Origin of the sequence: Luminiphilus sp. nBUS_07, from assembly GCF_051201685.1 — a bacterium.
GTDB lineage: Bacteria > Pseudomonadota > Gammaproteobacteria > Pseudomonadales > Halieaceae > Luminiphilus.
Genome location: NZ_CP179213.1, coordinates 2,000,122 through 2,012,442 on the forward strand (window position 1 = coordinate 2,000,122; position 12,321 = coordinate 2,012,442).

General features: G+C 52.3%; 15 protein-coding genes. All 15 read right to left on the reverse strand.

From position 1 onward, the window contains the following. Positions 1-127 precede the first annotated feature (127 nt). The 15 genes from ACMAZB_RS08900 to paaA all read right to left on the reverse strand — a co-directional run bounded on the left by ACMAZB_RS08900 (position 128) and on the right by paaA (position 12,304). Positions 128-1,093 carry an AraC family transcriptional regulator ligand-binding domain-containing protein gene (locus ACMAZB_RS08900; RefSeq protein WP_435216590.1) on the reverse strand — a complete coding sequence of 322 codons (966 nt, stop codon included), beginning with the start codon at positions 1,091-1,093 and terminating at the stop codon, positions 128-130. Positions 1,094-1,173: 80 nt separating this feature from the next. Further along, positions 1,174-1,746 carry a c-type cytochrome gene (locus tag ACMAZB_RS08905; protein ID WP_435216592.1) on the reverse strand — a complete coding sequence of 191 codons (573 nt, stop codon included), beginning with the start codon at positions 1,744-1,746 and terminating at the stop codon, positions 1,174-1,176. After that, the gene (locus ACMAZB_RS08910) at positions 1,743-2,198 is read right to left on the reverse strand and encodes a c-type cytochrome (RefSeq protein WP_435216594.1); all 456 of its coding nucleotides are present in this window, start codon (positions 2,196-2,198) and stop codon (positions 1,743-1,745) included. The genes ACMAZB_RS08905 and ACMAZB_RS08910 overlap by 4 nt, the downstream gene beginning before the upstream one ends. A gap of 4 nt (positions 2,199-2,202) precedes the next feature. Then, a complete protein-coding gene (locus ACMAZB_RS08915) occupies positions 2,203-2,724 on the reverse strand; it encodes a methylamine dehydrogenase light chain (RefSeq protein WP_435211096.1) in 522 nt (173 codons plus the stop codon). Then, positions 2,721-3,332, reverse strand: coding sequence for a redoxin domain-containing protein (locus tag ACMAZB_RS08920; RefSeq protein ID WP_435211098.1), 612 nt, complete (start codon positions 3,330-3,332; stop codon positions 2,721-2,723). The genes ACMAZB_RS08915 and ACMAZB_RS08920 overlap by 4 nt, the downstream gene beginning before the upstream one ends. Further along, positions 3,329-3,853, reverse strand: coding sequence for a MauE/DoxX family redox-associated membrane protein (locus tag ACMAZB_RS08925; protein ID WP_435216596.1), 525 nt, complete (start codon positions 3,851-3,853; stop codon positions 3,329-3,331). The genes ACMAZB_RS08920 and ACMAZB_RS08925 overlap by 4 nt, the downstream gene beginning before the upstream one ends. Then, the gene (locus tag ACMAZB_RS08930; protein ID WP_435211102.1) at positions 3,854-5,026 is read right to left on the reverse strand and encodes an amine dehydrogenase large subunit; all 1,173 of its coding nucleotides are present in this window, start codon (positions 5,024-5,026) and stop codon (positions 3,854-3,856) included. Positions 5,027-5,046: 20 nt separating this feature from the next. Next, positions 5,047-6,468 (reverse strand): aldehyde dehydrogenase family protein, encoded by a 1,422-nt coding sequence (locus tag ACMAZB_RS08935; RefSeq protein ID WP_435216597.1) that lies wholly within the window; start codon positions 6,466-6,468, stop codon positions 5,047-5,049. 225 nt (positions 6,469-6,693) lie between these two features. Next, entirely contained in the window at positions 6,694-8,349 is a 1,656-nt protein-coding gene (locus ACMAZB_RS08940) for a sodium:solute symporter family transporter (protein WP_435216599.1), read from the reverse strand. A gap of 11 nt (positions 8,350-8,360) precedes the next feature. Next, positions 8,361-8,603, reverse strand: coding sequence for a hypothetical protein (locus ACMAZB_RS08945; RefSeq protein WP_435216600.1), 243 nt, complete (start codon positions 8,601-8,603; stop codon positions 8,361-8,363). 60 nt (positions 8,604-8,663) lie between these two features. After that, complete coding sequence (locus ACMAZB_RS08950) at positions 8,664-9,767, reverse strand: 2Fe-2S iron-sulfur cluster-binding protein (RefSeq protein WP_435211108.1); 1,104 nt, start codon at positions 9,765-9,767, stop codon at positions 8,664-8,666. A gap of 1 nt (position 9,768) precedes the next feature. After that, positions 9,769-10,290 (reverse strand): 1,2-phenylacetyl-CoA epoxidase subunit PaaD, encoded by a 522-nt coding sequence (gene paaD / locus ACMAZB_RS08955; RefSeq protein ID WP_435216601.1) that lies wholly within the window; start codon positions 10,288-10,290, stop codon positions 9,769-9,771. A gap of 7 nt (positions 10,291-10,297) precedes the next feature. Next, positions 10,298-11,056, reverse strand: coding sequence for a 1,2-phenylacetyl-CoA epoxidase subunit PaaC (paaC, locus tag ACMAZB_RS08960; RefSeq protein ID WP_435216603.1), 759 nt, complete (start codon positions 11,054-11,056; stop codon positions 10,298-10,300). Then, entirely contained in the window at positions 11,053-11,337 is a 285-nt protein-coding gene (gene paaB / locus ACMAZB_RS08965) for a 1,2-phenylacetyl-CoA epoxidase subunit PaaB (protein WP_435211114.1), read from the reverse strand. The genes paaC and paaB overlap by 4 nt, the downstream gene beginning before the upstream one ends. A 10-nt stretch (positions 11,338-11,347) precedes the next feature. Further along, a complete protein-coding gene (paaA, locus tag ACMAZB_RS08970; RefSeq protein ID WP_435216604.1) occupies positions 11,348-12,304 on the reverse strand; it encodes a 1,2-phenylacetyl-CoA epoxidase subunit PaaA in 957 nt (318 codons plus the stop codon). Positions 12,305-12,321 lie beyond the last annotated feature (17 nt).

Here is a 12,321-nt window from a genome sequence, read left to right on the forward strand (position 1 = left end):
AAGCCTTTCGCTTTGACTATACCCGCAGAAGTTCCCATAAGATTGACATAAGTGGCCACAGGCTTGACCACCAAATTGGCTGGCTCGGCAGCGTTTTTGTCAATTTTCAGCTTCGCTAGAACAGCGATTAATCGAGGAGTGCGCGGAGATTTTCTCGATAGGCTTGTGGTGATTCACCCACCCAAGAACGAAAGGCACGGCTAAAGGCACTCAGCTCGGAATAGCCCAAATCAAAAGCGATTTCTGTCAGCGAGGCACGTGAATTAACCAATAAGTACTTCGCTCTTCGCTCTCTTGCGAGATTTTTTGCCTCGTTAAAAGTAAAGCCCTCCTCTGACAGGCGGCGTCGAAGCGTTCGTGTCGATAAACCCATGAGCCTTGCAATACTTTTTGAGTCGAGGTTGCCTATTGGGTCCTCAAGCATTATCTGACGACAAACCTTACCCACAAAGCCACTGGTTTTATTCCCCATTGAAAAATAGGTTTCCATGGCATTAGCCAAAATTCTAAACATCAGTTTATTACTGGTAAGAAAAGGCTGGTTTAGAAAAGACGCAGGCAAATAAATGCTATTGTGCTGAGCATCAAACTCTAGCTTGCAGTTAAAGAAATCACGCAGTGCTTGGGTTGTGGCAGGCTGCTTGTGGCGGAACGTTACCCGTATCAGGGGAACTGTTGTTCGAGTCGCCGTAAGCAACGTTTGCACTAGGAAACCATTGAGATACTCATTGAGCTGGCCCATATCAGAACTGCCCATATCAATAAGATCAGCTGAGAACACTACGGTGTCACCTTTGGACTGATAGTGCGTAGTGATTCCCGAGTCGATGTAGTGATCGTATTGATTTAGAAAGGTTAAACCGCTGCCTACTGAAGGCGCTGCCAACATTGCTACGATTAGCAAGCTACTTGATTCGAAATGAAAATCCCGACCCATGGATAGCCCCATGGTCTGGTTATTAGTCACTTGCGCCGCGTGCTCAAAAAGTGCGGCAACGCTTTCGAGGGGAAGTGGCAGGTCGTACTCTTCGTTGTTGGTGTAGTCCAAGCCACTGGCTTCAAACACTGGCCCGGGATCGACCTCCCGGTCCATCAAATAATCTCGTACATAAGCTGCGAATCGGGGAGATAGACTCGGGGTATATCCCCCTGAAGAGGTCATCGCGAAAGGGTTCAGTCGGCCTCGTTCAATTGCGTGTAGTACGAGGCAAGGGCTGTCATCGCCGCAGGCTCGAGGTCTTTCACCACATTCACCATAAGCGGATGATAGCGGGTTCCACTCTTGAAGGCCTGCAACTGATTGTCTAAATAAAGCGCACTCTGACCCGCCAGAATAGGCCAGTCCTTCGTAACAGGGTAACCCTTCATACCATGGCAAGCATGGCAATAACCGGCTCGGTTTAAACCCTCCTCCACTAAGTTAGCGTTACCGTTATCGGCGACCACCCAGGGCTGCCCCGCATACCAAGTTGCTAGCTCATCGATGTCGGCATCACTGAGCCCCGCCGCCATGCCGTTCATCAGGGCGTTTTTTCGCTCCCCACTGCGAAAAGCCTGTAGCTGTAGGACGAGATAGGGTGCATTTTGCCCCCCAAGGTTGGCGTAGTCGGCATTGATACCCACACCTTCTTTACCGTGGCAAGACACGCAAGTAGCTAGTGCCTTGGGTTCCGCCGCCAGCGAAGGAGCCCCTAAAATAACCGCTAGCGCTGCCACAAAAGCAGCAAACCTCGTTAGACTTTTCATGACTCTGCTCCTTGTGCCTCCAGTGCAGCAATTTCTGCCAACACCGATGCTCTATGATTTTCGATTTCTTGGAGTGGCTGGGCTCTGAGAACGGCCACTTCTTGTGATGTATAGGGGACGTAACCTGCCGCCGGCAGACTTACTCCTGCAAAATTATCGATACTCCAGTTTAAGACCTCTGCGAGCTCAGCATCATCAAGTGTGGACAATGCCGAACCCGGGACACGCACCATAAATTCCCGCCCGCGCTGGCTGCGCAAAAAATACCCCATAAAATCCTTTAGGGGTGGAATAGCATTAGCACCAGCGCCGTCGGGGGTGTGACAGCCCTGACAAAACATTTGATAGTGGTATTTCGCGCGCTCGGGGTTCATCGCATCATCCGCAGCCAAGCTCGGACAAATTGCCACCATCACGGCAAGCATCAACCCCTTGATCATCGCCCTCGCCACGCCGCTACTCCTCGAATGCCACCCCGACAACCACCGCAGCCGAACAATGGTAAGCCGCACTCGAGGTACCGAGGCACCAGTTAATGTCGTTCGTTTTGTCTGGACGATAAGGCGGTCTATCGCCCTCATCACGCTGACACAAACAGGCGCCGCAACCAGGCTTACCGCAGCAGTCATTGTATGAAATCACGTAGTTACGACCATCGGCCGGATTGTGACAGGTACCAATCCAAGTCACCGGTGACATTTCCGTACCCGGGGGACAACTGTTGGCGCTGCCCCCGCAACAGCTGCATAGAAAGCCATCGATGGCGCAATACCGCCAGTAATCACAATCCGTCTCACTCCCGCTCTCCTGTGGCCGGCTCGTGGGCTCGGGTCCCGCAGCACGTGCCACGGGCAGGAGTGGCAGTGTGCTGGCGCCAACAAGCACGCCTCCCAGAGCTTTCAACATGCCGCGACGAGGGGCTTGCTGGGCTGCACTTCTGGCTCGCTGCTCGAGCAGCCGATCAATGAAAGACATCATGATTTGACCTCCACATAAGACGCATCTGTGCGTTTATTCATAAAATCTTGAATCGAAGCCACACCGCGTTCCTTCGCTTCAAAAAGACTGTCGATGTGCTCGCGAGAATTAACGATTCCCAGAGAAGCCACGCGTTGCTGCTCGTCAACCAAAACCGCGTAAGGCAGCTTTGATACGCCATAACTTTTGCCGATAAGTTCGCTGACGACATACGGCAGCGGAATTTCTTTTCGTGCAACATAGCCCGCGTGATCCTGCTGATCGCCATCGCTTACTAACACCACATCCACCCAATCTGCTTCGGCACGTGCGCTCGATAGCAAAGCCGGCATGAGTTCATTACACACCGGGCAATCTGGCGACATAAAAAATAGCAGCTGAGATTTACTGCCAGCACCACCGATACTGACCCGATCCTCAGTGAGGGTTAACGCCTCGAGTGCCGGAGCTTGCGCTCCAACCTCTAAAGTGCGGTTCACCATTAAAGCGCCTGCCGGTGCCACACGTTCGTACAGTACACCAACCTGTCGCAACAACGCATAGTTAACAATGCCCAGGCCAATGACCGCTGCCCACAAAATAATATTTGATACCACCAGAAAACTCATTGCGACCACCCTACCAAACGCTGTCGATTGGCAATGATCTGGTCAGTCGACAAATAGATCAGCACCAAAAAAAGACCTAAGGCTGTACCCAGTGAGATGATTGCCATGGAGTTCAACGATGGGGACTGCGCAGCCACCCCCAACAATGGTGCGGCCACCAACAAATTGCGCAGGACTAACTCGGGACCAATGCGAGTTTCAGCGGCAGGGCCACTGCACCCACAACGCAGATCTTTACGGCCCGCCTGAATTTGGCGCCACATAAATCCCGCATACATGACAAGTAGAAAACTGCAGCCCAGAGCAGCAATTGAGCGGGTAGCGGGAACGAGAAGCGCCAGCGCCAACACCATTTCGGTAGTGCCCACAGTAGTTACCGTCCAGCTCTTTACCGGGCGCCCTAGGTAGGCCGCCATAATGTCGATGTAGTCGGCGGAGTGGCGAAATTTAGAGTACCCCGCATGGAGAAAAATCAGGCCCGCAAACAACGCGATAGCCCCCGTAACCACTGCCAGCAGCATTTACTGAGCACCCCGCAGCAAAAGTGGCGTTTCCTGGCCAAAGCCCGTGATTTTTTTAATGAAGCTCCCGGTCAAGCCGTCATAGAGCTCAACGCTCATATCGGTAGGGTTAGTCACCAGCACTTTAGGCTCCTCGCCTCGACTCACCGCCAGGGACAGTCCCCATGCTTCCAGTGGAATCCGAAGAACACGCCGCCTAGCCTCCGGATCAAAAACCCAAACTTCACTGCCCCCAGCGTTATGCATTCCGTCCACGCCATTGGCCTCGGCGTTCATCAAAAAATAAATACGACCGAGATCATCCTCACCGTCAATACCAATACCCGAGGGCGCCCAGGCCTCCTCTCCCTTACCATAAAGAGGCCAAGACGCCATTGGCAAAGCGGCGCTTCCCGTCATAGCTACAGGCTGCACTCGCCCGTCAAAGGCTGGAAAATACGCAATATTATCCACGACAGCGGGTCGCTCAAAGATCGGCGAATCGTCAGAATCAAAAAACACCTCACTCGTGACTCTCGATTTTTCCGAGCCGTCATCATTTAAAACCACCGTCAGCATACGGCCGTCAGCGCACAATGCACTGAGTCCCATGTCGCCATTTGCATAAATAAAGCTGCATCCTGGAATTGGGATCTCACCCATGACTGTGCGCGTCTCTAGATCGACCAATGTCACCGACGTCGACGGACTGAGATTGAATATGGCCAGCCACCGATCATCCTTCAGAAGTTGTAGCGCCACGCGTTCTGGCATCCCCATGAAACGCTTGCCAGCAGGCAGTATGACCTCGGCAACCGCCGAGAGGTTTGCCGTATCCCAAATGGTTAGTACATCAATTCGGTCGCCACGTGTTCCTCGGGTATGGAAGGTCTCAACGGAAAAAATCTCGCCCCTTGATTGCGCTTCGATAAAAGTCCCCATAAGACTCACAGGAAACATCCCTTGCACCTGCTCTCCAACAGAGTCCTTGGTGGTGTCTAGCACCACAACCTTACCGTCAGACATGTGAAAGAAGGCCGCGTCGTGAACTAAGAACCAATCCGCCGGATAGCGCTCGGGTAGGGTTTCGATGATCCCGGTGGGCTCTACCGCTAGTGGTGGCCGTATTTCCTCTGCACTAACCCACACACTGACGGCAGCCAGCAGTGCGACAAACAAGCTTTGCTTAACCATGATTATCCCTCGCACTGTTATTAACTTTTGGAAATTTGTAGGGTTTGAATATTGGTGTACTCGACGAGCCCGTACCGTCCAAACTCTACGCCAACACCTGACTGTTTGACACCGCCGAAAGGCGCATCGGGTTGAATCATAGCGTGGTTATTTACCCAAGCCGTGCCACACTCAAGACGAGACGCGAGTTTCTGAGCCGCAGCAACGTCGCTCGACCAAACCGAACCACCCAGACCTACAGAGACCGCATTGGCCTTTTCCAGTGCGTCTTCGACATCTGAGAAGCTGACGACCGGTAAGATTGGTCCAAAAGGCTCCTCCTGAACCAGCCGGCTACTCTCGGGTATGTCTTTGACGATTGTCACTGGAAAGAAATACCCAGGCCCCGGCATAGGCTCACCGCCGGTAAGGAAAGTAGCACCGTCGGCTTTGGCTGATTCAGCTAATTCACAAACGCGGTCGTACTGCATTTTATTTTGGATAGGACCAAAATCGGGGCTCTCTGAAGCCGGACCAGTCTTTACGCTCCCAGCAATACCGGCCAGCGCCTCGCACATTTCATCATAGATATCCTCATGGACATAAAGCCGCTTCAGGGCCGCGCAGGTCTGTCCATTGTTGATCATAGCCGTTGCAAAAATTTTGCCTGCTGCCTCTGCTACATTGGTATCGGGCAAGACTATGGCGGCATCGTTGCCACCCAGCTCTAGGGTCAAACGCTTTAAGTTATCAGCGGCCGCTTCCATAATTCGCTTGCCGGTGCGGGTAGAGCCGGTAAAAACAATTTTATCGATATCAGGATGAGACGATATCGCCGCGCCTAGACCGCCCTTTCCAGTGACAATATTCAGAACACCGGGAGGCAGCAAATCGCTGATGAGGTGCATCGCTTTGAGTACCGTTAAAGGCGTGTATTCCGAGGGCTTCGCCACTACCGTGCAGCCGGCTAAAAGGCCCGGAATAATATGCCAACAGGTGATGAGCAGCGGATAATTCCAAGGGGTGATTGAGCCCACCACACCCACGGGCTTACGATGTACTTCAATGCGAGCCTCGTCATTATCCTGAATAACTTCCACAGGTAGGTCTAGGCTCGCGGTGTAACGTATCCATGCCAGACTACCCCCCAACTCAAACATGGCGCCTAGGCCTGCAAAACCGTCGATGGGCTTCCCCTGCTCCTCACTAAGAAGCTGGGCCAACTCTCCAATATTTTCCTCAAGCCTGTCAGCAATTTTCAAAATCAGGGCTCGGCGCTCTTCCAAAGACTGCCCACTCCAGCCGAGCAAGGCCTGCCTAGCCGCAGCAACCGCCTCGTCTAACTGGGCAGGACTTGCTTCGGGAACCGTTGCGATTACTGCCTCTGTGGCCGGATTAAGTACCTCAATTGAGGTTTTAGCCCCTACTGACTTACCGTTTATAAGCATTGAATAATCAGTCATAAATCCCCCAAAATTGTTCTATTCAAAGCCGCGCTTTCGCTTTTTCATCCAGGCGCTTTGCGCGTCCCACACTTCCCTACTGTAAAGGTGGTGGTGTGCTGAAACCCATCCCTTTGATAGGTAACACGTTATCTTTTTCTCGAGTATAACGCTGCACCAGCTTCTCACCAAGCCATTCTAAAGCCATACTCTTTGACGCGAACCGGGCGTCACGCACGAACACAGTCATACATCTGCCGTTTCTGTTGCTGATGGACCAAACTCCGACCGCACTAGCAAACGAAAGTAATTTTCCCGGTCTATGCCCCCTCTTTCACTGCGGTCGCGCCGAGAGATTATGACCATGACCAAGACCGAGGCCGGCATCGTAAACAAGGCTGGGTAGTCATAGGGAAACAGCGCCTCAGTATTGCCCATCACAGACACCCAAACTTGCGGCCCAAGCACGATGAGAACAATGGACGAGACCAGCCCCACCCCAGCGCCATACAGGGCACCTCGGGTCGTGAAGCCCTGCCAGAATAGCGATAAGAACAAGATTGGAAAGGTCACGGAGGCAGAGACCACCATAGGAATCGTCGCAATAAACGCAATGTTTTCATGCTGAAAAGCGAGACCCAGAGCGACGGCTGCAAACCCGATAAGCAAAACACTGATACGAGTTAATCGCAGCTCTGTTTTTGGATTGGGCTTACCTTTCTTTAGGACCTCTGCATAAACATCATGAGAGATGGCCGCGGCCCCCGAGAGGGTAAGCCCTGCGACCACTGCCAAAATAGTTGCAAAACAAACCGCCGACATGAAGCCCGTCAAAATGTCACCGCCCATAGCCGTCGCCACATGAATCGCAGCCATATTGCTGCCGCCAATAAGTTTGCCCTGCTCATTGAAGAATTCTGGATTTCCGACCACGTACGCAATCGAGCCAAAGCCCATGACTAAAAGAGCAATGTAAAAATAGCCGATGAACAATGACGCATAGTAGGCAGACAGCTTTGCTTGGTGCATATCTGGAACGGTAAATAAGCGCATCAAAATATGGGGCAATCCCACTGTGCCAAACAACATTGAAACCTGAATCGTCAATATTTGTACTGGGTCGTCGAAGATCGATCCGGCCCGCAATATTCCATCACCGTTGGGGTGGTTTGCTGTTGCTTTACCCAACAAATTCGAAAGGCTGAATTCAGAATTTGCCAGTAGCAACGCAGCGATCAGCGTCACACCCATTAGCAACAAACCCGCCTTGATAATCTGCACCCATGTCGTAGCCAACATGCCACCGAAGGCGACATAAGCTAGCACGAGCCCGCTGACGAGCAAGAGGGCCCACTCGTAAGGCAATCCGAACAGTAACTGGATGAGCGTGCCCGCCCCAACCATTTGTGCGATCAGGTACATGATAACGATCAAGATAGTACTGAAGGCTGTGACGAGCCGTATGGGGTCACGATCTAACCTCTGGGAGATCACATCAATGAAGGTAAAGTTACCCAAATTTCGTACACGCTTGGCGAACAGAAACATAAATACCGGCCAGGCACCAAAGGCTCCTAAGGAGAGAATCAAGCCATCAAAGCCCCCCACATACATCAACCCTGTAATACCGAGGAAAGACGCAGCAGACATAAAGTCACCCGCAATCGCGAGACCATTTTGAGCGCCGGTTATTTGGCCGCCAGCATTATAAAAAGTTGAACTGGTTTTCGTTGCTTTTGAGGCCCACCACGTCACATACAGGGTAAAGGCAACGAACAACAAGAACATGCCAATGGCAATCGGATTGACCTCTTGACGTACTGGCGCGCCCTCGATCGCGCCTGCAGCCAATAGTAAATCAGAGCACAGGAACAGAGCACTCGCTGTGGCTAACCTACTCACCGAAAGCCGCATTATCGAGCCTCCCGGCGAGACAGCAGCAGAAAAACAGTCTCAAGAAAAATAAACGTAGCGACGAGAACAACAAACATCATGAGCGAGCCGGTCAATCGAGTCTCACCCAAATATTCTCCTAGGCGCTCACCCCAACTGGTCCAGTTGAGCGTAAAGGAAAAATAAAGTACCAGGTGGATCCCGGTAAACAACAGTCGCTGTCGCGTCTTGCGGTGCACCGCTTCAATATTGGCGTCCGTCATTTATTACCTCTTATTTTTATGATGCATCAAACGTCGTGGTCGACAAGTGGTTGCCCCCCGTCAACCTCCAGACCAACGCTTGTCAAAATCGATATGAACGCGTTCAGTGATGGGGTGTGCCTGACAGGTCAGTATCATACCTCGCGCGATTTCATCCGCTGTTAAACCTCGCTGAATATCCATTTCAACCTCACCTTCAACCAACAACGCTTTGCAGGTTGAGCACACGCCCCCTTTGCAGGCGAAAGGTAAATCCAGTCCTAAATTCAAACCTGCGTCCAGCAAATTTTCGCCGTCTGCAGCGATACGCACTTGGCTTGCACGACCATCGTTGACCAAGGTGACGTCGCACATTTTTCCCGAAAAAGCTTCTGCACGAGCATGGTGTTTGGCAACGCGCTCTGCTGCATCCTCGGCTGAACTTCCAAAAAGCTCATACTTAATTTTATCTTCAGGAATTCCGCTACCACGCAGGCCTCTGGACACTTCCGAAATCATGGACTCCGGACCACACAGAAAAAAACCATCAAACCCCTTCAGATCGAGCACTTTGCGACTCAACTCAGCCCCTTTTTGGTTATCGATACGACCATTGAGCAGCGGCGCATCCTGCGTCTCCCGACTCAGTATGTTGATCCAGTTAAAACGCTGCAGGTACTGGTTTTTGAGAAAAGATAATTGCTGGCGAAACATAATGCTGGCGGACCGTTGGTTACCGTACAGAAGTGTCGCCGACGTACTAGGATCCGCTTCCAGCGCCGCGGTAAGCATAGATATGATGGGGGTGATACCCGAGCCAGCGGCGATAAATAAAAAATTGGTGTCGCTAGCCTCCATGACCGGCAGCGCAAAATTGCCCTGTGGAGCCATCACATCTAGGGTCATACCACTGTGCACATGCGTGTTGGCAAAGTTGCTAAATACGCCATCATCGACCCGCTTAATAGCCACCGTCAGGCGCCCAGACGACGGCGGAGCACAAATAGAGTAAGCACGTGTGACCGGAGCATCATCAATGACAGCTCGAAGCGTCAGATACTGCCCCGCCTGATACGCAAAAACATCCTCAAGGTTTGAAGGCACTTCAAAGCTGACGCACACCGCGTCAGCCGTTTCAGGGACAACGCTGGCAACTTTAAGTGAGTGGAAGGTCGCATTGCTCATATTAAAGGGCCTTGAATACGTCAAAGGGCTCGTGGCAAGCAACACACTTAAAAAGCGCCTTACAAGCTGTTGATCCGAACTCACTAATGATCTTGGAATCTGTACTGCCACACTGTGGGCAGGCAATACTCCCTGCCTCCGGCGAAGCAACGCCATAGGCTGACATTTTCCGCCGCGCTTCAGGAGTCAACCACGCGGTAGTCCATGCCGGCGCTAAACGCGTTTCTACCGTCACTTGATCGTATCCCCCTGCGGTGAGGGCAGCCCGGGCGTCCTCTTCCATAATTCCTAAAGCAGGACAGCCAATATAGGTTGGCGTCAGAACGAGCTCTACCGTCTGGCCATTTCGACTAATGTCCTGCAACACCCCTAACTCGTACAACGAAATGACGGGGATCTCCGGATCCATGACGCTATCGAGCAAATCCCAAAGATCAGGCACTGGCGAATCCTGTCGGCGCCTGCGCCGCGCCAGCTCTTCGACGGGCAACAGTGGAATACACCTGGCTTTTGGGACGGTCACTAGAGGATCACCACTGCAAGCCCGGGTAAGCACGCTGCATAAATTGCATTTCAGCCAAAAGGAATCCCAGATCGTCGGTGTGTATGCCCTCCCTGCCGCCAGTAACTCCCCCTTGTGGCTCCGGTAGAGTCAGAGTGGCTGCGTGCAATGTTTCTGTCACCGTTTCAAGCCATGTCAACCGCAAACTTGCGGGGTCAACCGCAATACCCGACGCAATGAGACCGTCCAGTAACGCATCTCGCTCAAACATCTCATCGGTGTAAATCCAAAGCTGCTCCAAGGCATTTTGGCAGCGCTCATGGCTCTCGGCAGTACCGTCGCCCAAGCGCAGCATCCAATCCCGGCTTCGGCGCAGGTGATACCGGCTTTCTTTCTCCGCCTTAGCCGCAATCGCCGCGAGCCGGCTATCGGTGCTTTTGCACAGCGCTTGAGTGAAAGGTAGTGAAAAAGCGTCGTAGAGAAACTGACGACTCAAAGTAAACGCAAAGTCACCACGAGGCAGCTCACACAAGAGCAGGTTGGTAAAATCTCTGACATCGCGCTGATAGGCAAAAGTATTTTCAGTCACCTCGCCCCCCATGAGCTCAGCGCCATACTGATAAAACAAACGGGCCCTTCCTACAAAATCGAGTGCCACGTTGGAGAGTGCGATATCTTCCTCAAGAAAAGGGGCTCGGCTCATCCACTCGGACAAGCGATGACCCATGATTAACGCATCGTCCCCCAATTGGACGACGTAACGTGTCAGCGGATCTTTGAGCTTCATAAACTGTCGACCCCTTCTGGCAACTCATACATTGCAGCATGACGATAAGGTTTATCGTCCAGAGGGTCATAAAAACTCTCACAGTCGCTTTCTTGAGACGCTGTCACATCACGTGAAGCAACCACCCAAATACTGATGCCCTCCCCGCGACGGGTGTAAACATCTCGGGCGTATTCCAAAGCCTGCTGGGGGTCGTCAGCATGCAAACTTCCGACATGCTTGTGATCTAGCCCCCGACTGGAGCGAATAAAAACCTCATAAAGTTGTAGCTGATCAGACACGGCTATCTCCTCAGGCCACTTCCGCAGGGGGAGTTCGATGCTTGGCGTCGAAGGCAGCCATGGCCTCACGAACCCAGGCACCCTCTTTGTGTGCATCCATATGATGGGCCAGTCGCTGACGATTACAGGGCCCGTTACCCGACACCACACGCTGAAACTCCTGCCAATCAATCTCGCCAAAGTCGTAGTGTCCCCGCGCTTCATTCCAGTGAAGGTCAGGGTCAGGAACAGTAAGGCCAATGGCCTCCGCCTGCTGCACAGCTTGATCGACAAATTGCTGTCGCAACTCGTCATTGCTGCGCCGTTTTATTTTCCATTTCATAGACTGAGCCGAATGTGCCGACTCAGCATCATGAGGACCAAACATCATCAGGGAAGGCCACCACCAACGGTTCAATGCATCCTGAGCCATATCGCGCTGCAGCTCTGCACCCTGCATAAGCGTCATCATGATGTTGTACCCCTGACGCTGGTGAAAGCTCTCCTCTTTACAAATTCTGACCATGGCGCGGGCATAAGGCCCGTAGGAAGTATTTTGCAGGGACACTTGATTAACAATCGCTGCGCTATCGACAAGCCAACCGATGGCACCAATATCAGCCCAGGTCAACGAGGGGTAATTAAAGATTGATGCGTATTTACTTGCGCCGGTGTGCAGTCGATCAATCAACTCGTCCCGCGTCACTCCCAAGGTTTCTGCCGAGGCGTACAAATACAAACCATGCCCGGCCTCGTCTTGCACTTTGGCCATCAAAATAGCTTTGCGCTCTAACGTCGGGGCACGTGTAATCCACTTCCCCTCAGGTTGTTCCCCAATCACTTCAGAGTGAGCGTGCTGGGATATTTGACGAATCAAATTCTGCCGGTATTTTTCCGGCATCCAGTCTTTGGGCTCAACCTTTTCCTCCGCGTCTATGCGTGCTTGGAATTTCTGCTCATTTGAAACCAACGCAGTACTGTCTCTCATGCTTTACACCTACATTC

What these genes read in the sequence shown, in the direction of transcription:
- paaC (WP_435216603.1), bottom strand. Translation starts at nt 11,056, where the DNA reads ATGAAGCTCAAAGATCCGCTGACACGTTACGTCGTCCAATTGGGGGAC.
- ACMAZB_RS08930 (WP_435211102.1), bottom strand. Translation starts at nt 5,026, where the DNA reads ATGGTTAAGCAAAGCTTGTTTGTCGCACTGCTGGCTGCCGTCAGTGTG.
- ACMAZB_RS08900 (WP_435216590.1), bottom strand. Translation starts at nt 1,093, where the DNA reads ATGGACCGGGAGGTCGATCCCGGGCCAGTGTTTGAAGCCAGTGGCTTG.
- ACMAZB_RS08945 (WP_435216600.1), bottom strand. Translation starts at nt 8,603, where the DNA reads ATGACGGACGCCAATATTGAAGCGGTGCACCGCAAGACGCGACAGCGA.
- ACMAZB_RS08935 (WP_435216597.1), bottom strand. Translation starts at nt 6,468, where the DNA reads ATGACTGATTATTCAATGCTTATAAACGGTAAGTCAGTAGGGGCTAAA.
- ACMAZB_RS08905 (WP_435216592.1), bottom strand. Translation starts at nt 1,746, where the DNA reads ATGAAAAGTCTAACGAGGTTTGCTGCTTTTGTGGCAGCGCTAGCGGTT.
- ACMAZB_RS08915 (WP_435211096.1), bottom strand. Translation starts at nt 2,724, where the DNA reads ATGATGTCTTTCATTGATCGGCTGCTCGAGCAGCGAGCCAGAAGTGCA.
- ACMAZB_RS08950 (WP_435211108.1), bottom strand. Translation starts at nt 9,767, where the DNA reads ATGAGCAATGCGACCTTCCACTCACTTAAAGTTGCCAGCGTTGTCCCT.
- paaA (WP_435216604.1), bottom strand. Translation starts at nt 12,304, where the DNA reads ATGAGAGACAGTACTGCGTTGGTTTCAAATGAGCAGAAATTCCAAGCA.
- ACMAZB_RS08925 (WP_435216596.1), bottom strand. Translation starts at nt 3,853, where the DNA reads ATGCTGCTGGCAGTGGTTACGGGGGCTATCGCGTTGTTTGCGGGCCTG.
- ACMAZB_RS08920 (WP_435211098.1), bottom strand. Translation starts at nt 3,332, where the DNA reads ATGAGTTTTCTGGTGGTATCAAATATTATTTTGTGGGCAGCGGTCATT.